Below are 19,007 nucleotides of genomic sequence, written 5' to 3' on the forward strand. Positions count from 1 at the left end.
GGGAACAACTGACATTGCTAATCGAATGGGGACGTGTGGACCTGAGCTGCGGATCACCCATCGGCTCCCGCTGACCGAGGCGGATCAGGCCATCGAACTTCTCTCCGGCGAGGCCAACAAGATCCTCTTCCTGTCCTCCATGTCGTGATAACCGCGTCGGGTCACGCCGACTTCAAGACCGCAGACCAGGACGGTTGAGTGTGGTGTCTCAACAGTCGAGTCGGCGCATCGCCACGGGCAGCCCGTCGGCGGGGGTCGGTCCCGGTCCTCATGTCATCCGAGGCCGGTACCCCCTTAGGCCTGAGCGCGGTGCTCCTCGAAGTCCAGCAGCATGATTCCGCGGTGGAAGAACGGACCGATCACCGGCGCCCATCCGCGTGCTGGAGAACGCCTTGTCCTTGTTGATCCAGACCGTCTCCAGTGCCTCGGGCCCCATGAGCTGCACGATGCGGAAACCCACCCCGCCCGCCCAGGACACCGGCCCGTAGCGCTCGTAGCGCCGACGCGCGAACTCCAGCGGCTCGACGATCGAACTCAGTACGTGCCCGATGAGCGGAAAGCCGTAGTTGCCCACGACCGGTTCCAGTCCGGATCCTTTGGGCGGCGAGGCCAACGGCTGTTCGTGGCTCGGGTAGCGAGATGTCGCCGCGGCCGCGGCGGCCTGCAGGCGTAGCTTCGCCGAGGCCAGGGTGTCGGCCGGCAACAGCGTCGTCATTGCCCGATCCGGTCCAGGTAGCGGCGCCGTGCGCCGGGGTCGTAGTCCCCGGGTGGCCGTCGGAAGGTCGCCAACCTTTTGAGCAGCTGCAGCACCGGCTCCGGGGTGGCCTCCTCGATGGTGCCCATCGGTGCCAGCCAACGCGGCACCGTGATCTCGCGGCGGGGACGAGCGGCGCTGTCGGCGATGGCCGTGGCGATGTCTTCGGGTTGCCGGGTGGGCAGCAGTTCCAAGGCCACCCCGGCGGTCAGCTCGGTGTGCACCGCAGTCGGCATGACGGTGCTGAGCGTGACTGCCGTGGAGGCGATCTCTGCGCGGATCGAGCGCGAGAACGCCGCGACCGCGTACTTCGTGGCGCAGTACACCGAGATGCCCGGCGTGGTGACCTTGGCGGCCATCGACGCCACGTTGACGATATGGCCGCGATCGCGCGCCAGCATGCCTGGGAGGAACGCATGCACACCGTTGATCGGACCGATCAAGTTGACCGCCACCTCGCGGTGGTAGAGCTCCAGGCGCGTATCCACGAACGCACCCATGTACTGGATGCCGGCATTGTTCACCAGCATGGCCGGCGGACCGTCGACGCCGGCCGCGTCGCGAAAGGCGATCACACTCGCCGGATCGGTCACATCCAGATGAACTGCGCGCGCGCCGATCTCGGCGGCGGTCTCCTCGGCCTCGGCGACATCCAAATCACCGATCCACACCTTGGCGCCCCGTTGCGCCAGCTCGGTAGCCGTCGCCTTCCCGATGCCCCGCGCCCCGCCGGTGATACAGCAGACCGCCCCGTCGAGGGAGATCATGCCCGGGCAGCCTTCTCGTCACTGAATTCCCGCAGGCCGAAATAGGCGATCAGTCGGACCTCACCGCTGGGCAGGGTGAGCAGCGCACGCCCCAGGTACAGGCCCGGCGTCAGCTCTACCACTTCGTCGCGGGTGCGTTTGATCGGGAAGGTTCGCACGCTCGGGTTGCGGTACTCAGCGACGCCGTAGTCCAGCGCGCGCACCTGGATGTGCGGCGCGATGGCGGCGGTGTCGATGCGGTGCCGAAACTTGAATCCGATCGTCTCGTTACCGACTCGGCGCAGGCCGGTGTACAGCGGCGCGACCGCGCGCAACGAGAACCGCCCGAGTGGGGAGAGCCGGTTGAAGCCGGTGCCCGAGGCGACGTCGAAGGTCTTGCCGCGCCACGTGGGGTCGATCTTCATGAGCGGGTTCGCCAGGTAGGCCTCCGGGATGCCGAACAGCTTGCCGACGATCAGACCCTCCATCGCGCCGTGGGGCCTATCGGGTGCCAGGCCATTTGCGAAGAGCTCGCCCAGCTGGTCTAACCGCCCCGCGCCGCCGAGCTCACGCAGGTAGTCCCAGCCCAGCCGACGCGCCAGCGCCGGGGTGGTCTGGGCGGTAAGCCGCAGTTCATCGAGCACCGACCCGCTGCACTCAACGGTCTTGCTCGTCTGCTTCGCAGCCATGGACGAGGTGGTCATGGATTCTCCTCACAATCAGGAACGAGTTCGTACCACATAAGCTCTGGTACCGAACCGTGCCAGAATGGTCCTGTGGTGTCAACGCTCCCTTACCGAAGGGGTCGCGCAAAGTGGGACGATCTCGGGATGTCCGAGACCCCGCGGCGCAGCTATGGCGGCCAGAGCGCCGACGCCCGCCGTCTGCAACGGCGTGCCCGGCTGCTTGACGCGGCCATGGATGCGATGGTCGATAACGCCTGGCGCACCATCACGGTCGACAAATTGTGCGCCGCCGCCGGACTGAACAAGCGGTACTTCTACGAGAACTTCACCGATCTCGACGATGTCGCCACCTCGGCCGTCGATGACATCGCCGCCGAGCTTCGCGACGCCACGCTGACGGCAGTCGCTGCTGCCCTCGCAGAATCGCTCGAACGGCAGGCACACGTCGCCGTCGACACCGTTGTGCGCACCCTGACCGCTGACCCGCGCCGGGCCCGCGTGTTGTTGGGGTCGGTGTCGAGTACAGCTGCGGTGCAACAACACCGCGACAGCGTGTTGGGCGGGTTGACCGCCGTCCTGGTCGGTCACGCCCGGATGGTGCACGACGTCGAACTCGAATCCGATCCGCTGGCCCGCGTCGCGCCGGCATTCATCGTCGGCGGCACCGCCGATGCGATTCTGGCGTACGTCAACGGCACGACCAAGGTCAGCGTTGAGGACCTAGTCGAGAGCCTGGCCACCCTTTGGCTCGTCACTGGTAACGGTGCGGCCGAGGTCGCCCGTGCGCGTCGCGACCAGGCGTCGCCCTGCTAGTCCGACGTGGCCACCCGACCAGCGACTGACTCAAACAATTGGCTGACGCAGTCGCGCAGGTAGTTCCGCGGCGGTAGCCGGCAGCACGATCCCCACGGCCAGGACCACAACGCATCATCGATCATCGGTTCGCCCAAAGCGTGGGCAAGCGCGCGAACTGGCGTGTGAACCGTCCTGGCCTGGATGGAGACCTCGATTAGGTCACCTCGGGTATGGAAGTGACGGTGTGAGGTAGCGGTTTTCGTTTCGATCGCTTGGAGATATCCGATCGAGGAGTGCAGCTGGGCCGCCCGCGGGTTGGCACACTGTTCGCACGGTTGGTAGAAGTCAACGGTGGCGCCGCGACGGTCGCTGATCGGCTGGGCGTCAACCTGAAACACCCCAACGCGTTGCTCAATTGAAGCCACTTGCGTCTCACATGAGCCGGGCAGGACAAACCATCTGTCACGAGTGTCGCGACTCCGAAGCTTTGGCGAACAATGATCTGCCGCGAGCTGATGAATTCGCTCAGCGATGTGTCGGCTGCGCAGTGTGAGTGTTTCACCGATGCCTACATAGCGCGGCGAAGCAGACCGCCGCTGAGCTGCGCGTTTGCAACGAAGATCAACAAGCCTTCGCGACACCCGAGTCTTGTCCCCGGATGGACCCGCTACAGCACCGACCAGTGAGCGACCCGAGTCTTCGCGACACCCTGCATCACGGCCAGCTATCCCAGGGAAAGTCGCGACGGATCTGGCTCGGCCCCCCGCCGAGCCCGTTCACACTCGTCGAGACCGCTCCCCGAGCAGGTCCGAGTTGTGCTCGAATCGCTGCACGTGACACCTGGAACGCCACCACAAGGCCATGCGGCACGAATGGGGCCGCGATCTTCGTGTACGGAATGTTCAGCTGGGCAACCGATCCCATACAGGGATCCGCTACGCGGCGCCCGCTCTTTGATGAGAAGCCACTCCTCCTAGTGGACCGACGGCGGTGTAGTCGACGTGAGACGGTCTCGGGAATGACAGCTCGGCTGAGCTGGCCGAGGAAGCCGAAGATGAGAACCTCGGGCGTGTCCCTGGGCTATTGCAGGACTTCAGTCAGCGCGTCGATCGCAGGCTGCGGGAGACATTGCCGACCTTGACATTTCGGGATCTGTTTAGACCGGCGGGCGAAGACACATCACGCAGGCGCACCGAGCGGCGGGTGCTCGAGCACGCTGGGCTTGTACTCGACGAGTTGGATGCGGCCGTCGAAGGTGCGGCTCTCGATCATCATCAGGGCGACGTCTGGATATCCGTCGTAGATGCGTTCGGCACCCGTGGCCCCGGTGATCACCGGGAACATCACGACCCGGAAGCGGTCGACGAGTCCGGCTCGTAACAGGGACCGGCACAGGCTGAGGCTGCCGATCGTGCTGAGGAGCCCCGAGTTGCTCGCCTTCATGGCGCGGACCACCTCGACGGCGTTGTCGCGGACGAGCGTGGAGTTGGCCCACGTCAGTGGTTCCTCGAGTGAGGTGGAGAACACCACCTTGGACGCTTGTGTGAGCTCGTCGACGGACGCTTCTTCTTCGGGCCTGAATTCGTCTTGGTTGTTCGGGACCTCGCCCGCGGCGAAGCCCGACATCTGACGGTAGGTGTTGGCCCCCATGAGGTAGGTGGCCTGGGGCTGCTCGCTGAGCCATGCGAGGTACTCGGGGCCCTCGAGGCCCCAGAACCCTGGCCATCCCTCTCCTGATGCGTGACCGTCGAGGGAAGTGATGAAATCGACGAGAAGCTCCGACATCGGGTTGTCCTTTCCGGGGGTGACTGTGGTGTCACGAGCTTCGACCGGCCGCAAGCCGCAAACTAATCGGGTGGGCTGCGGGTAACCATGAACTCGTGACGCGGCAGCCGATCCCATGGGCCGACGAGTGGGAGGCAGATGCGCGGCGCACGTCCTGAGCGTGTGGTCGGCGGACCCACATTCGTCACAAATTTAGAAAGTGCGTCCGAGGACAACACCTCGACACTGCGGTACTGAGCATGGACGCACCATCCGGCGGCGAAACAAACAACCAAGGCGCCGAACCACCGAAGGCGCTCGTCGTCCGGCGCCGTGCGCGGTTCAGCGAACCGACGGCGACCGCAGCGGTTAGCTTGAGACCATCCCTCGCGGTAGCCGGTTCAAGAACCAGGAAGGCGCATCTCGCATGGACAGAAGAACCATCGATAAGCCTGATGAGGCGTCCTTACTGAAGGTCCTCGGCAACTGGGATGTACTGGCCCTCGGTTTCGGGGCGATGATCGGCTTCGGCTGGGTGGTGCTCACAGGGGGCTGGATCGGCTCGGCAGGCACCCTCGGAGCCGTGCTGGCGATGACCGCTGGTGGCGTGATCATGGCGATGGTTGGTCTGACGTACGCCGAACTCACGGCAGCCATGCCCAGGGCAGGCGGAGAGCACAACTTCCTGCTACGCGGCATGGGGCCGCGGTGGTCGTTCATCGGTTCCTGGGGAATTGTCGGCGGTTACGTCACCATCGTGGCCTTCGAGGCCGTGGCCCTGCCCAGGACCGCGTTATACCTATTCCCAGGCCTCAACCAGGTTCGGTTGTGGGAGGTCGCCGGGAGCGAGGTGTATCTCACCTGGGCTTTGGTCGGCGCGATCGCTGCGGTCGTGATCACCACCATCAACATCCTCGGCGTCAAATTGGCCAGTGTGGCACAGACATTCGTCGTCGTGTTGCTGTTGGTCATGGCGCTGATGCTGATCTTGGGCGCCTTCACCGGCGGGTCAATCGACAACATGCAACCGCTCTACGCTGGCGGCGCGGCGGGATTCTTCGCGGTCCTCGTCGTGGTTCCGTTCCTCTTCGTCGGATTCGACGTCATCCCACAGTCCGCGGAAGAGGTGAACATTCCCGCCCGTCAGGTCGGACGTCTGGTTGTCATCGCGGTGATCCTCGCGACCATTTTCTACCTCATCACGATCATGACCACCTCGTCGGCGATGCCCGCTGGCGAACTGGCAGAAGTGGACATCGCCACCGCAGATGCGTTCGGAGTGCTGTTCGGCAGCGACTTCATGGCCAAGGTGTTGATTGCCGGAGGTATCGCGGGAATCCTCACGTCGTGGAACTCCTTACTTCTCGGTGCATCGCGGCTGATGTATTCGATGGCGCGCTCCGGGATGTTGCCGGAATGGTTCGGCAAGCTCCACCCCAGGTTCCGCACTCCGATCAACGCGTTGCTGTTCATTGGCGGATTGTCCTTCCTCGCTTCGTTCCTGGGTGAGGCGATGCTCGTGTGGCTCGTCGACTCCGGGTCACCGAGCATCGTCATCGCTTATCTGCTGGTGTCCATCGTCTTCTTGATTCTGCGCCGACGCGAGCCGCAGATGGACCGGCCCCTTCGGGTCGGTGGAAACGGCAAGGGCGGCTTGGTGATCGGCGGCGCAGCCGTCGTGCTCTGCATGGGATTGTTGAGTCTTTACCTGCCGGGTATGCCGGCGTTCCTCGACGTGCAGCCGTGGATCTTGTTCGGCGCTTGGTGGTTGCTCGGCGCGTTCTTCTTGCTCCGCGTCCCGACCGGGATCGAGCCGGGCGATGATGCCGAACATCGATTGCTGAACGCGTTGAGGCGGCGGCGGGCGTCGGGGGGCGACGACCTGCGCGCCTAACCGGCCGATCACCGATGAGTCAGCGTGCAACCGCACCGGCAATCGCCTCGCGGGGTGCTGTCGAATCGGACCTGCCAACAGGTGTTCTTCAAGTGCGAGAACCTCTAGCCCACAGGGTCGTTCAAAACGCCTGCGAGTAGTAGCCGAATCGCCAATCTATTTGGTGACGAGCGAGCTGACAGGTTTTCACTTCCAGCGCTGGCGATCTCGAGCAGGGAGTCAGGCGGGCTGCGCCAGAGCCGGGAACTCGGGTGTCACCTCTATCTTCGTGCCCACGGAGGCGGATTGCTTCCGGAATGACTTCGGCGTCCTCGGTCTGCGCCCGAGGCTCGGGTGACCGGGGTGCAGGTCGCTAATGCTGCGGCTTGGCCGAGTTCGTTGGCCGCTGAACATCGTGCGTGGTCCGCGCCACTTATCCGCCGAACGATACTGCGCGGTGCGCTCACGTAGGCGGTTCTTCACCCGTGCTGGTGCTGTGGTGCATTACGGTTTCAGGAGTCCCAAGGCGTTTGCGATACGGCGGTATGATGGCGATTCTCGATGATCTCTTGAGCGATGCCAGCGGCTTCATCTGGGGTCCATGGCTTTTGATCCCGCTGCTCCTCCTGTCCGGCCTGTATCTGACGGTGCTGTTGCGCGGGATACAGGTGCGCCGCCTCGCGCTCGCATTCTGGCTGGCGTTCGTCAAGCGCAAGGATCTGGGCGCCGAAGGCGATATCTCGCATTATCAGGCGCTGTCCACGGCGCTCGCGGCTACGGTCGGCGTCGGCAACATCGCCGGCGTCGCCACCGCGATCGCTCTCGGTGGTCCCGGCGCCGTGTTCTGGATGTGGTGCACGGGCCTGGTGGGGATGGCGACCAAGTACTGCGAGGCCTTCCTCGGTGTCCGGTTTCGCCGCACCGACGCGGCCGGTGAGCAATCCGGTGGTCCGATGTACTACCTGCGAAGGGGCATCAAGGGTCCGCTGGGAATCTTCCTCGGCGGGTTCTTCGCCGTTGCGGGAGTGTTCGCGTCGTTCGGTATCGGCAACATGACCCAGGCGAACACCGTTGCAGCCAACGTCAACGAAGAGTGGGGCGTTGCTGAGCCGACTACCGCCATTGCTGTGGTGGTGCTGGCAGCTGCGGTGATCATAGGCGGCATCAAGAGCATCGGCCGAGTGACCAGCCTCCTTGTCCCGATCATGATTGTTGTGTACATCCTTGGCGCTACCGCGGTGCTCGCCCGCAATCTCGACCAAGTGCCGGGGGCGTTTGGCGTCATCTTCACCGACGCCTTCACCGGCACCGCCGCCACCGGGGGCTTCGCAGGAGCAGCCGTGGCGGCCGCGATTCGGTATGGCGTCGCACGCGGAATCTTCTCCAACGAGTCGGGTTTGGGCACCGGAGGCATTGCCGCCGCGGCGGCGAAGACCACGCACCCGGTGCGCCAAGCGTTGGTTTCGATGACCCAGACCTTCATCGACACTCTCGTCGTGGTGAGCTTCACCGCGTTGACCATCGTCGTCACAGGCGTGTGGAAGGACGCCGGACCCGAGGAGGCGGCCAGCTTCACCGCACGCGCGTTCGCAGAGGGCCTCCCCGGCGGATGGGGCAGCGTCATCGTCACGCTTAGCGTGATGTTCTTCGCGTTCTCGACGCTGCTCGGTTGGTCCTATTACGGCGAGCGGTGTATGGAATACCTGTTCGGACGAAAAGCGGTGGTCCCCTACCGGATTGTGTTCATCGTCGTGATCTACGTCGGAGCCACCACGGCCCTCACGACTGTGTGGACCTTCTCTGACGTCATGAACGGCCTAATGGCACTACCTAACCTCATCGGTCTGCTCATCCTGTCGCCACTGATTTATCGAGAAACCCGTGCCTACTTTAGTGAGGAACACCCAGAGGACTTCCGCGCGCGAGAACGTCTAAGACGACGCGCGCGCTGACGTATAGCGACCCGCGCCACCGCCGCGGACCGCCGCGATTTGCGAGTTCATCGCCGCTCATCGGGATCGTTTCGGGGCCGCTCCGATCTGTCGCGGGCTCGGCGAGCACGGGTGCATATCGCTCCGAGAACGTTCTACGCCTGGGCGGGCAGGGCTTTGTCGGCGAACCCCTCCCAGTACCGCGATCATCTCGGTGGCCCACCTTCGGGTAGACGACGGAAGCCGGGTTTCAATGCACGGCCGGCTTTGGTGCAATTCTCGCCGTCCGCCGTTCGGCCGGTAATTGTCATAGGCCTTTCAAAGGGCTGCCGGGTGAATTCATAGTCGCTATTGATCTTGGTGCAGTACTTGGCGTGATCGCGTTGCACCGGCTTGGCCTCCGCCATGCCGGCACCGAGGCCGGCGAGCGCGTGCCTTCGATCTCGGGCTCGAGCTACTCGGACTCGACGTGGCAGAAGCCGCAACCCCAGAATCGCCCACGCTGGTCGCCCGCCGCGGCGCAGCGATGCCGGTCGAAAGGGCAGTGGTTCGGAAACATCCCAGCGCGCTTCGTCCGTAGCCGGCGGAATTCCTCGATAGGCTGCTCAGCGTGAACCTGGAGAAAGTGGTGTTCGGCTTCTTCGTGGTGCTGGCAGCAACTTTGAACTTCGGCTTTTTCGTCGGCGACATCTCCGACCCCCGGGTGCACAACGTCTACGAACTATTCGCGGCCGTGATCGTCAACCTGATCGCCACCGTGCTGAAATTCGGAGACCGGACTCAAATCGGTGCGGTGCACCTAGCGACCAGCCTGGTCGCGGTGCTGCAACTGATAGCCGCGGCTGCGGTGTGGGTTTGGGCCACCCAGGTATCCGCGGACGGCCTGAACGCCGCACACACCGCCAGCATGGTTTCGCTTTCCGGCGGAGCCCTGTTGGCCAACCTGGTGTCTGTAGTCCTGCTGCTTGTCGAGACATCCTCCTTCCGGCGTCGTTGACCCATGGGCCACCCGATCCACCTGCTGAACTTGCGGCCACGGCAGGTCCAGCCGCGCACGCGCAAGCCGGTGAAGGTACCGACCGGTGTGGAGACGACCGGCGCACTGTTCCTCGTGCTGCGCCGAATGCGAGCGCCGTTCATCTTCGTGATCGTGACGTTCAGCTTCAACGTCGCCGGAATGATGTTGATGCCCGGACCCGTAGTCGACGGAGTCCCTCAGCGGCTGACGCTGTTCGATTCGTTCTATCAGATGGCGATCACACTGACGACGGTCGGCTACAGCGAGGTTCCATACCCGTTCAGCTATGCGCAGCGCATGTGGCTCACGTTGTCCATCTTCATGCTGGTGATCGCCTGGGCTTACGCGATCGGTGTGCTTTTGGCGGCATTGCGGGACAGGGCATTTCAAGACGCTCTGTCGAGCGAGCGGTTCCGGCGGCAGGTCCGCAGACTCAAAGAGCCGTTCCTACTGGTCCTGGGGTACGGCCAAACCGGACGTATGGTGGCTTTGGAGTTGGACCAGCAGCGCCGGCGCATCGTGGTAGTCGAAATCCAACAACGCCGGGTGGATTCCATCGTCACGGACGCGTTGACCGCCGATGTGCCTGCGCTGGAGGGGGATTGTCAGAATCCGGCCGTCCTCGGGCTGGCCGGACTCGGCCGGGACAACTGTGCAGGGGTGTTGGCGCTCACCGACGACGAGGACGCGAACTTGGCCGCCGTGATGACGGTCGCCTTATTGCGCCCTGATGTGCCGGTGATCGCCCGTTGCTTCGATCCCGCGGTGCAGCAACGGATGGAGGACTTCGCCCCGGCTGCGGTGATCAACCCGCATGACCGATACGGTGGCTATTTGGCGCTGCTGTTACACCGACCGGTGCTCTACCAATTACTGATGTGGTTGATGGATAACGATCAGCACCAGTTGCCGGGTCTGCGTACCGGTTTGGTCGAGGGGCGCTGGGTGGTGTGCGGTGCCGGCGAATTCGCCGAGCAGGTCATCGCGGACCTGCGTGCCTCGGGACTGGAGGTCGACCAGATCGCCCCCACCGACGACCGACCGGAGTTGGACGATGCGGTGGGCTTCGTCGCCGGTACAGACAATGACATGCTGAACATCGCGCTCGCCGAAGGCGCTCGGTTGGCCAACCCGGACGCCTTCGTCTCGGTCCGCCAGCAAGACAGCATGCATCGGTCGTTGATGATGGCGCTGGACGTTGATTCGGTATTCATCCCAACTGAACTGGTGGCCCGCGAGGTACTGGCGCGGATCGTCCACCCGAACTTCTGGCGGTTCATCGAGGAAGCCGTGCAGCAGGATGAGGCGTGGGCGGTGCGGACGCGCGATCGGCTGGTGGAGCGCTGCGGCACGCAGGTTCCTCAGCGCGACGTCATCACGCTGTCCGTTGACGAGGCACCCGCAGTGACGCAATGGCTGGAGAGCCACGAGCTGACGATAGGCGACCTGTTGCGCGACCCCGATGACCGTTGCCGACCGTTACCGCTGGTGACGCTGCTGATGGTGCGTAATACGGAGCTGATCATGACGCCAGACGACGATACGCAGCTATGCGTCGGGGATCAGTTGTTGCTCGCCGGCAAGAACGACGGATTGGTGGAGCTGTCCGCCGCGCTGTTCTATCCCACGACCCTGGAATACGTTGCGACCGCACGTGTCGCACCGTCGACCTGGGTATGGCGTGTCATGACCCAGCGCAGGCGGGCGGGCACCTCAGTCGGGTGAAATATCCCGCGATCTCGTCCGGACGCGAGCAGTTGTCGATGCGCCCCGCGGTCAGAGCTTCTCGGCTTCGACGAGGTCGTGCGGTACGACCGAGAACATGCGGCCGGTCGGTCGTAGGCCGGCACCGGTGAGTAGCGCCGTGAGTTCGTCGACCGAACGCAGACGCCCGCCGTCTCGTTGGGTCAGCGTGTGGAGGTCGAGTAGCGGTGAGAACGGGTTCGGGCGATTGGGTTCCTGCAGATATTCGACGATGACGAGCTTGCTACCCCTTGGCATACTCGCCGCCACCGCGGCGAGAATCCTTCCGCAGCGTTCGTCGTCCCAGTCGTGCAGCACGTCCTTGAGCACATACACGTCGGCGGTTGCGTTGATGGCCCGAAAGATGTCGCCATCGACACAATCGATGCGATCAGTCAGACCACGGTCGGCGAGGAATCCTTCGGCTTCAGCGATCATCCCCGCACTGTCCACCAGAATCCCACGCAGATCCGCGCGCGCCTCGGCCACGATCACCGACAGCAGCGTGCCAATGCCGCCGGCCACATCGCACACCACAGCACCGTCCGGCCACGGGTAGACCCGAGCAATCGCGCGGGCGGCGATCTCGGTGGCCTGGCGCATTGTCGAGGCGAAGATACGTTGCTCGTCGGGATGCGCGGCGAACCACTCCCACACCGACATCCCGTGCACGAGCTCGAAAGCGCCTCGGCCGCTGCGCACGCTGGCGGCCAGTCCGCCCCAGGCGTCCACGGTCGACCGCATCCCCTTGTAGCGCATCCAGGCCCGAAGCGAAGCGGGATGGTCACTGCGCAACACCGCTCCGGTACGGGTCAGCTTCACCGCACCCGTTCGCCGATTCATTGTGCAGAGACCGCATCCGACCGCGCCGCGCATCAGGCGATGGGTGGTGTCTTCATCGCAGTCGATTCGCGCGGCGATCTGCGGCGCGGTCATCGGCCCGTCGGCGAGCACGTCGGCAATTCCGAGTTCGGCGATGGCCGCGGCGATCTGGACCCCGCCGACACCCTCGCCGAGATCCAGCATTGCGATCTGAGGCGGCACTAAACGGTCTGCCAGCTGCTTGAGGCGCCGTCGAAGGGCGAGCGTGGCCAGCACTACGGGAAGAGGCGTCGACGGCATCTGTGCAGGTTAGCCGCCCAGGCACATTCTCAATCCCGCTTTATGGGGGCGTCACCACGAAGAGGGATTTCGACATCGAGCCCAGCGCCGACGCCGCGCACCGGGTGGTGGCGGCACCAGACTCGTACTCGCACGGTTACGAAACATGTTGCTCTAGAGGGAGATTCAGCAGCCACAGATGGCTGTAAACATTTCGGTGTGGTCATTCGGCGGAATGAGGCCCGGCATACGGAACCCGCGGAAGCTGCTCTCACATCCAGGATAAGACCTGACAGGGGGCTTGCGGCAAGGGCCGGGTAGTGCTGCATGCTGGGGCGTCTCAGCAGTGCGTCCGAAGGATTTAAGGTGTCCGAATCAAGTGATGAAGGCCCGTTCTTTCACGGCACGACCGCGAAGTTGAGTGTGGGCGAGTTCCTCAACGCGGGCCATAGGTCGAACTACCGTCCCGAGATTGTGATGAACCACATCTACTTCACCGCTTTTGTTGATGGCGCTGGCCTTGCGGCGGAGATCGCCGCCGAACTCGCCGGGGGTCAGGCACTTCCGAGGGTGTACAAAGTAGAGCCGACCGGGGAGTACGAGAGTGACCCGAATGTGACGGACAAGAAGTTCCCCGGCAACCCCACTCGGTCGTACCGCAGCACGGCCCCTTTGCGGATCGTCGGCGAGATCACCGAGTGGTCGCGACTGACACCTGAACAGCTGCAGTCGTGGCGAGAGCGATTATCTGCGCTTCTCTCAGATGAAGGTGCGGAGATCCTCAACTGAGAAACTCGACGTCATCACCGGCTATGACTAACTGGTCGCGTAAGCCGATTCGTGGGATATGAGCCGGCCAGAACTCGGCTGCGACGGCCACGATTCCGCACGCCGCTAAGGTTGCGGACCGCGAACGCCGAGCACCGGTTGTCGGCAGCCGCCTTTGTTGAAGTCCGGGCACCAGGCCGAATGTCCGTCTTCGTCTCGCCACACGAGCTGCAGCGCGCGCACCTCGGGGCCGTACAACTCCACAGCTAGCGTCAAATGCGCGTCCGGCTGCGCGACCGCGACGAACTCGGCCTGCCAGCCGTCCGGTAGTTGCATCGTGTCGCCGGGAGCCGGGACCCGCTCGCGGATCAGGTAGTTGGCAACGGTGTTGAGGAGCCTCACCGCCCATTCGGGTGAAACACCGGTCACCAGCAGTTCGGGCAGACCGGCTGGATGCAGTCCTACGGTGTAGGCGAACGGGTTCCGGTTGCTCTCGACAAACTGCACGGCCCAGCCGTGCTCAAGAATCGTCCGCCGGAGTACATCGTGATAGTCGGCCCGGGTGGCCTCGGGGTGGTCGCACTGCCAGCACACGGCAGAACTCCTTTCGCTGATGGCGCTAACTGTTGTTGGTTCAGCGTCCTCCAAGGGTCTGACAGGTCGGTCAGCCGCGAGCCTGAGCCGAGCAATCTGTCTCACCGGGCATCGGTGGTCAAGCTGTCGGGCATCGCCCAACGGGTTTCTCGTCGCCGCGCGACCACGCCGTTGGACAAGGAGATGTCGCCTGGCTGCATCGTCTCGCTAACCTCGACGTGTGCCGGACCCGAACAACCGCCCGCCCGCTCGCCGAGGTCGAGCTACTTCTGACGACTGTGGTAGTGCCACGCACATCGCTGCACCCAAGGCGAACACCATTGCTTCAGGTGGCGGCGGTTCTCCAAGCCCAACCGTTCTCGATGTGAAAGGTTCCGGTGTGCAACCCCCGGTCGCCACCTGGGTGCGCCGGATGTTCTGGCTGCTGGAGCGAGTCGCGCCCGCAGTCGGGGCGCGGTGGGCGACGGAGTTGTGGTGCACGCCGCCGGTCATCGAGTCCAGTCTGCGTATGCCCCCCGGTGTCCCGCCCGGTCAACCATTGGAAGCACACTGGAGCGGACACCGGATCGTGGGCGAGGCCTGGGGCGATGGGCCACCGGTTTATCTTGTGCACGGCTGGGGCGGGCGCCGCCACCATCTCGGCATGTTTGTCAAACCTCTCGTCGAGTCCGGACATCGTGTCATCGCATTCGACCTGCCCAGCCACAACGAGTCCGATGCGGGCGCGCTCGCACCTGGTCGCACCACCGCCATTGAGTGCGCCGAAGCGGTTGCAGCCATGATCCGCACCCACGGACCGGCCCGCGCGGTTGTCGCCCACTCCCTCGGGGCCAACGCGACCGCATTGGCGGCGGCGTGGGGCTCGACGGTCGGGCGGTTGGTGTTTCTCGCGCCGATGGGCGAGTTCCCGATCTATCTGGATCTGTTCGCCGCGCGCCACGGCTTCGGCCGACGGATACGCGCCGGCCTGCATCGACGTCTCGAACGCCGGATCGGGATGCCGCTGGAGGACACCAACATGGTCCGGATTGCCGGCCGAACCGACTATCCGCCGATGCTGCTCATCCACGACCCCGATGACCCCGAGACTCCCTACGTGACAAGCGAAAAGATCGTCGCGGCATGGCCGGGTGCACGCTTGCTGACCACCAAGGGACTCGGCCGGCTGGCGCATTTCCGAATCTTGAGGCACCGTCCTGCGATTCGCGCCGGTGTCGAGTTCATCGGCACCGCACCGGATTGAAAATTATCGCCGAAGCAACGTCGCGTGACAGACAGCGATCGACAGAAGTGATTGGGAGAGAACCAGATGCGTAGATTCGTGGACATCTCGGTGCCACTACAGGCGGGGATCGCATCAGATCCGCCGGGACATCTTCCGGAGATCGACTATTACAGCCACGCCGACACGGCGGCTGAAGTCGTCGCGTTCTTCCCTGGCGCGACGGTCGAAGACCTACCCGATCGCGAGGGCTGGGCGATCGAGCGTGTCCGGATCACCACCCACAACGGCACCCATCTCGATGCTCCCTACCACTACGCGTCAACGATGGACGGTGGCGCGCCGGCAATCACCATTGACCAGGTTCCGCTCGAATGGTGTTTGCAACCAGCGGTAAAGCTTGACTTCCGGCATTTCGAAGCGGGCTACGTGGTCACCGCCGCTGACGTAGCAAACGAACTCGATCGCATCGGCCACCAGCTACAGCCTCTCGACATCGTTGTCGTCAACACGGCGGCCGGAGCCCGCTACGGCGAGGCGGATTACGTCTCGTCCGGCTGCGGCATGGGTCGTGAGGCGACGTTGTGGATGTTGGAGCGAGGTGTGCGACTGACGGGCACCGACGCCTGGAGCTGGGACGCGCCGTTTGTCTATACCGCACAACGGTATTCCCGCGAGCAGGATCCCTCGATCATCTGGGAGGGGCACCGCGCGGGACGCGAGATCGGGTACTGCCATCTGGAGAAGCTCCACAATCTGGAATCGCTCCCGGACAGCGGATTTCAGATCAGCTGTTTTCCGGTGAAGGTGCACGCTGCGTCGGCCGGGTGGACAAGGGCCGTCGCGATACTCGACGATTGAGCGATTCACCGTCCTGATCGCACCGACATCCTGTTCCCAGAAGCCCGGCTTACTCCGGGTAGCCCAGACTCCAGCCCCGGTAGGTCCAGTCGCTTGCCACATTCGGGCTGGGCAGGATTTGGATGTTGTGCCCGTCGCCGTATCCCGGTGAGAGACCCTGAACGCCGCCGGATATGTAGGTCCCGTCCCCGCGCGCGATGTCGATATGGGGGCCGATGGATCCCACGCTGAAGACGAGTGCCCCACGCGGGGGGTTCATGTCGGTGTGGATTTTCCCCTGCTCGAGAAGCGTTTGGTACATGGTCTCAGAAGCGCCGTCCCAACCGTATCGCTCTTGCGGCACCCCGAATGCGTAGGCCACCAGAGCTTCACACCCGTACTGACCGAATTGGTCTGTCCCGAGCAGGCTTTCGGCCTTGGCGATGGCGGCATCGGCTCCGGGGATCATCGGCCGTGGTACTGCTGCGGCACCCGGTGCCAAGAGGAGCGTGGCGGCCAGGCAGGTGGCTACAAGAAGCAGAATCTTTCGGACGTTCATCTCGTGTGCTCCGGTCTTCGGGCCTGCATGGTCGGCTTCTAGCTAGCAGGGTCGGTGACACCCGGTGCCATCGGGCACCGGGTGTCACGGAATCCTGCCCTCGAGCACATCAGGCGTTCTCCAGGTGTCGTTCAGAGAGCCATCGCCGGACGTTGAGTCGAGGCGTGACTCATGGTGAACCCCATGCCCCCTCCCACGCTGAATAAACACGATTAGCAAAGTCGAGGCATCTCCACACCTGCGGCATCCACTCTGCGGTGGAGGTGCGCTCAGCGGGCTGCTCACGACGGCATACCGGGGGACGATCCGGCCGAGGGAGGCATCCCGCTCGGGCGATGGCGCCCCACACCGACGGATCGATGAGACCCCCGGGGAATCCCAGTCGCGAGGCGGAAGCCGGCGGGAGGAAGAGCTCACACTGACGGACGAGTAGACATTGTCGACGCCAGTTCCTAACCTGTCCGAGACACACGTGGCCGGACCAAGTGTTGGTCCCTGCAATAAAAGGATCGTGACAATCCGCGTGACCGGCATGCGCCACTCACTCCGACGAACGGTGTGCGGTGCTGCAACCGCAGTTCTCGTGCTGGTCGCCTCGATCGGCTCTGTCAATGCGGACCCGGCGGACGACGCGCTGGCCAAGCTCAACGAGTTGTCCGCTCAGGCACTGCAGACTCGCGAGGCCGTCACGGCGGCGCAGCGCGATGTCGACACCAAAGAGGCCGCCCAGAAGGCTGCCGACGAGCGCCACCGCGCCGACCTCGATGCCCTTGCCGCCGTCAACGCCGAGCTGGCGCCTTACCAGGCAGCGGTCGACCGCATTGCGGCGATGGACTACATGAGTGGCCGCAACGGTCAGGCGGCGGCGCTGCTGACCGCGTCTTCGCCGCAGCAGTTGCTCGACAAGCTGTCGCTGCAGCGGGTGGTCGGCGCCACGACCGCTGAGCAAATGAAGACGTACCACGCAAAGCGTGACCGCGCGGGGTCGGCCGCGCAGGCGTCCGAGAAGTCGGCCGCCGACGCCCGCGCTGCGACCGAGCAGGCCGCCGCGGTGCGCGCGGATCTGCAGGCCAAATGGAATGATCTGCTGCGCAAGATCGCGGCCGCGGAGGCGCAGTACGCGGCGTTGACACCGCAACAGCAAGCGGTCGTCGACAACGCCGTCCCGCCAGCAGCACCACCGCCTCCGCCGCCCGCCGCGCCCACCCCGCCAGACCCGGCGATCCTCGCGTTGCCCGGCCAGCCGCCCGTGGACCCTGCTCAAGCTCTGGCGGCCGCCCGCGTCGACGTCCCGGAGGCGTTGCCCGCCGGCGTCGCGAACGAGGCGGGCCTACAGGTCAACACCGTGCTCGCCGCCCGCGCCATCAGCGCAAGATTCCCCCAGATCGCCGACATCGACGGCGTTCGGCCCGACTCCAAGCCGTGGCATCCGAGCGGCTTGGCGATCGACATCATGATCCCCAATCCCGAGAGCGCCGAGGGCATCGCGCTCGGCGACGCGATCCGCGACTTCATGCTGAGCAACTCGAGCCGATTCGGATTACAGGACGTCATCTGGCGCGGCACGTATTACACGCCGAGCGGTCCGGCGGGCTCAGGGTACGGCCATTACGACCACGTGCACGTCACCACGACACCACGCCGCTGACCGCAGAGGCGGTCACGGGTGCAGGTTCCATTGGCCGCAGTCCTGGGCCAGCACGTCGTTGACGTCGACGCGGATTCCGCCGACCACCGGTCCGGGGTTCGAGGCCGTGTCGATGATGCGTTGGTAGAGAACCGCGGCGGGGTAAAGCTGTCCGTTGGACCAGGATCGGGTCTGCCAGGCCCAGACGTGACCGGCGGAACCCGATCTTCCGATGACTCCGTCGGCGGCGGCCCACTGGCACGGTCGGATACCGGCGTAGATGCCGGTGCGCTGCACGCCGATGACCGAGTTGATACCGCGGAACCACGGCAGCGCCAGGTCGTTCCAGGTCTGGCGGTCGATGTCGTCGTCGACGCTGAAGAAGATCGGCGCGGTGCGTCCGCCACCGGCGGCGGTGTGCAGGTGCCAACCGGTTTTCGCGTCGGCGACGCCACCGGCGTACCCGCGGGTGAAGTCCGATGGCGCGGTCCCGCCCGGTTTGCCGTACTGGTAGTTGCTGACGATCACCAAACCGGCCGCGGCCAGCGTCTTAGCGTAAGGCAGGGTGATCGGCTTGGCGCCGAACGAGGAGCCGGGCCGTGACGTCGAGACGTAGTTGATGACGCCGGAGTGGCCGGCGGCCCGGATGTCCTGCGCCGGGATCTGACGCATCGCATAGTCGATCAGCGTGGGGCGGGCGGCCTCGGCCCTCGGCGCGTGCGTACCCGCCGATGCCGCACCGAGTCCGGCCAGTGCGGACACCGTCGCGGCGTAGCGCAGTGCGTCACGCCGGGATACCTGCACGGCGCGAAGTTACCAAAGTGACTGGCGTGAACAGCCTTACCACGCCGAGCGGAGCCCGTTTCGTATCCCGTTCGTTGCCCAACTCGAGCGCGGTGTCGCCGCAGCCCACCTCACCGTCGCCGAACGCGAGCATTTTGCGGTATCTCTTGCTCGAATCGCATACAAGCTCACGTTCGACGGCC

At 64.6% G+C, this 19,007-nt stretch carries 17 protein-coding genes and 2 pseudogenes; 11 read left to right on the plus strand and 8 right to left on the minus strand.

Annotation, left to right across the window (positions count from 1 at the left end; genetic code table 11):
- Positions 1–25 precede the first annotated feature (25 nt).
- Entirely contained in the window at positions 26–148 is a 123-nt protein-coding gene (locus AAHH99_RS04235; RefSeq protein WP_418767500.1) for a hypothetical protein, read from the plus strand.
- Positions 149–309: 161 nt separating this feature from the next.
- Here AAHH99_RS04235 and AAHH99_RS04240 read toward each other — a convergent pair.
- The 3 genes and pseudogenes from AAHH99_RS04240 to AAHH99_RS04250 form a co-directional block, all read right to left on the minus strand.
- Positions 310–715, minus strand: a pseudogene (locus tag AAHH99_RS04240) (cytochrome P450); the annotation flags it as partial.
- Entirely contained in the window at positions 712–1,521 is an 810-nt protein-coding gene (locus AAHH99_RS04245; protein ID WP_418767501.1) for an SDR family NAD(P)-dependent oxidoreductase, read from the minus strand. The pseudogene AAHH99_RS04240 and the gene AAHH99_RS04245, both read right to left, overlap by 4 nt.
- On the minus strand, positions 1,518–2,204 hold the full coding sequence (locus AAHH99_RS04250; protein WP_418767502.1) for a hypothetical protein: 687 nt from the start codon (positions 2,202–2,204) through the stop codon (positions 1,518–1,520). Before AAHH99_RS04250 ends, AAHH99_RS04245 begins: the two co-directional genes overlap by 4 nt.
- A 126-nt stretch (positions 2,205–2,330) precedes the next feature.
- Between AAHH99_RS04250 and AAHH99_RS04255 the strand changes: the two genes are divergently transcribed.
- On the plus strand, positions 2,331–2,999 hold the full coding sequence (locus tag AAHH99_RS04255; protein ID WP_418767503.1) for a TetR/AcrR family transcriptional regulator: 669 nt from the start codon (positions 2,331–2,333) through the stop codon (positions 2,997–2,999).
- 1,161 nt (positions 3,000–4,160) lie between these two features.
- On the opposite strand, the gene AAHH99_RS04260 is transcribed toward AAHH99_RS04255, so the two are convergent.
- Complete coding sequence (locus AAHH99_RS04260; RefSeq protein WP_418767504.1) at positions 4,161–4,766, minus strand: dihydrofolate reductase family protein; 606 nt, start codon at positions 4,764–4,766, stop codon at positions 4,161–4,163.
- A gap of 406 nt (positions 4,767–5,172) precedes the next feature.
- Here AAHH99_RS04260 and AAHH99_RS04265 point away from each other — a divergent pair, with 406 nt between their 5' ends.
- The 5 genes and pseudogenes from AAHH99_RS04265 to AAHH99_RS04285 all read left to right on the plus strand — a co-directional run bounded on the left by AAHH99_RS04265 (position 5,173) and on the right by AAHH99_RS04285 (position 11,292).
- A complete protein-coding gene (locus AAHH99_RS04265; RefSeq protein WP_418767505.1) occupies positions 5,173–6,639 on the plus strand; it encodes an APC family permease in 1,467 nt (488 codons plus the stop codon).
- A 527-nt stretch (positions 6,640–7,166) separates the two neighbouring features.
- Positions 7,167–8,570: an alanine/glycine:cation symporter family protein gene (locus AAHH99_RS04270; RefSeq protein WP_418767601.1), complete on the plus strand. Its 1,404-nt coding sequence runs from the start codon at positions 7,167–7,169 to the stop codon at positions 8,568–8,570.
- A 7-nt stretch (positions 8,571–8,577) separates the two neighbouring features.
- Positions 8,578–8,732, plus strand: a pseudogene (locus AAHH99_RS04275) (IS3 family transposase); the annotation flags it as partial.
- Between the two features lie 427 nt (positions 8,733–9,159).
- Complete coding sequence (locus tag AAHH99_RS04280; RefSeq protein ID WP_418767506.1) at positions 9,160–9,546, plus strand: DUF6394 family protein; 387 nt, start codon at positions 9,160–9,162, stop codon at positions 9,544–9,546.
- Between the two features lie 3 nt (positions 9,547–9,549).
- A complete protein-coding gene (locus AAHH99_RS04285) occupies positions 9,550–11,292 on the plus strand; it encodes an NAD-binding protein (protein WP_418767507.1) in 1,743 nt (580 codons plus the stop codon).
- Positions 11,293–11,343: 51 nt separating this feature from the next.
- Here the strand turns inward: AAHH99_RS04285 and AAHH99_RS04290 are convergent, their stop codons facing one another.
- Positions 11,344–12,432 carry a methyltransferase gene (locus AAHH99_RS04290; RefSeq protein ID WP_418767508.1) on the minus strand — a complete coding sequence of 363 codons (1,089 nt, stop codon included), beginning with the start codon at positions 12,430–12,432 and terminating at the stop codon, positions 11,344–11,346.
- Between the two features lie 306 nt (positions 12,433–12,738).
- Between AAHH99_RS04290 and arr the strand changes: the two genes are divergently transcribed.
- Complete coding sequence (gene arr / locus AAHH99_RS04295) at positions 12,739–13,200, plus strand: NAD(+)--rifampin ADP-ribosyltransferase (RefSeq protein WP_418767509.1); 462 nt, start codon at positions 12,739–12,741, stop codon at positions 13,198–13,200.
- A gap of 105 nt (positions 13,201–13,305) precedes the next feature.
- Here arr and AAHH99_RS04300 read toward each other — a convergent pair whose 3' ends face one another.
- Positions 13,306–13,773 (minus strand): DUF4262 domain-containing protein, encoded by a 468-nt coding sequence (locus AAHH99_RS04300; RefSeq protein ID WP_418767510.1) that lies wholly within the window; start codon positions 13,771–13,773, stop codon positions 13,306–13,308.
- Between the two features lie 319 nt (positions 13,774–14,092).
- Between AAHH99_RS04300 and AAHH99_RS04305 the strand changes: the two genes are divergently transcribed.
- Both AAHH99_RS04305 and AAHH99_RS04310 read left to right on the plus strand, forming a co-directional pair.
- On the plus strand, positions 14,093–15,016 hold the full coding sequence (locus tag AAHH99_RS04305) for an alpha/beta fold hydrolase (RefSeq protein ID WP_418767602.1): 924 nt from the start codon (positions 14,093–14,095) through the stop codon (positions 15,014–15,016).
- Between the two features lie 66 nt (positions 15,017–15,082).
- Positions 15,083–15,856, plus strand: coding sequence for a cyclase family protein (locus AAHH99_RS04310; protein ID WP_418767511.1), 774 nt, complete (start codon positions 15,083–15,085; stop codon positions 15,854–15,856).
- A gap of 49 nt (positions 15,857–15,905) precedes the next feature.
- Here AAHH99_RS04310 and AAHH99_RS04315 read toward each other — a convergent pair whose 3' ends face one another.
- Positions 15,906–16,394 (minus strand): hypothetical protein, encoded by a 489-nt coding sequence (locus AAHH99_RS04315; RefSeq protein WP_418767512.1) that lies wholly within the window; start codon positions 16,392–16,394, stop codon positions 15,906–15,908.
- 523 nt (positions 16,395–16,917) lie between these two features.
- Between AAHH99_RS04315 and AAHH99_RS04320 the strand changes: the two genes are divergently transcribed.
- Positions 16,918–18,042 carry a coiled-coil domain-containing protein gene (locus AAHH99_RS04320; protein ID WP_418767603.1) on the plus strand — a complete coding sequence of 375 codons (1,125 nt, stop codon included), beginning with the start codon at positions 16,918–16,920 and terminating at the stop codon, positions 18,040–18,042.
- 12 nt (positions 18,043–18,054) lie between these two features.
- Here the strand turns inward: AAHH99_RS04320 and AAHH99_RS04325 are convergent, their stop codons facing one another.
- Entirely contained in the window at positions 18,055–18,825 is a 771-nt protein-coding gene (locus AAHH99_RS04325) for a DUF1906 domain-containing protein (protein WP_418767513.1), read from the minus strand.
- Between the last annotated feature and the right edge of the window lie 182 nt (positions 18,826–19,007).

The organism is Mycobacterium neumannii (assembly GCF_048452905.1).
In the GTDB taxonomy this organism is placed as follows: domain Bacteria; phylum Actinomycetota; class Actinomycetes; order Mycobacteriales; family Mycobacteriaceae; genus Mycobacterium; species Mycobacterium neumannii_B.

Coding starts and splice junctions, on each gene's coding strand:
- AAHH99_RS04265 (WP_418767505.1), top strand. CDS start 5,173: ATGGACAGAAGAACCATCGATAAGCCTGATGAGGCGTCCTTACTGAAG.
- AAHH99_RS04270 (WP_418767601.1), top strand. CDS start 7,167: ATGGCGATTCTCGATGATCTCTTGAGCGATGCCAGCGGCTTCATCTGG.
- AAHH99_RS04290 (WP_418767508.1), bottom strand. CDS start 12,432: ATGCCGTCGACGCCTCTTCCCGTAGTGCTGGCCACGCTCGCCCTTCGA.
- AAHH99_RS04285 (WP_418767507.1), top strand. CDS start 9,550: ATGGGCCACCCGATCCACCTGCTGAACTTGCGGCCACGGCAGGTCCAG.
- AAHH99_RS04315 (WP_418767512.1), bottom strand. CDS start 16,394: ATGAACGTCCGAAAGATTCTGCTTCTTGTAGCCACCTGCCTGGCCGCC.
- AAHH99_RS04245 (WP_418767501.1), bottom strand. CDS start 1,521: ATGATCTCCCTCGACGGGGCGGTCTGCTGTATCACCGGCGGGGCGCGG.
- AAHH99_RS04260 (WP_418767504.1), bottom strand. CDS start 4,766: ATGTCGGAGCTTCTCGTCGATTTCATCACTTCCCTCGACGGTCACGCA.
- arr (WP_418767509.1), top strand. CDS start 12,739: ATGCTGGGGCGTCTCAGCAGTGCGTCCGAAGGATTTAAGGTGTCCGAA.
- AAHH99_RS04250 (WP_418767502.1), bottom strand. CDS start 2,204: ATGACCACCTCGTCCATGGCTGCGAAGCAGACGAGCAAGACCGTTGAG.
- AAHH99_RS04235 (WP_418767500.1), top strand. CDS start 26: ATGGGGACGTGTGGACCTGAGCTGCGGATCACCCATCGGCTCCCGCTG.
- AAHH99_RS04310 (WP_418767511.1), top strand. CDS start 15,083: ATGCGTAGATTCGTGGACATCTCGGTGCCACTACAGGCGGGGATCGCA.
- AAHH99_RS04255 (WP_418767503.1), top strand. CDS start 2,331: ATGTCCGAGACCCCGCGGCGCAGCTATGGCGGCCAGAGCGCCGACGCC.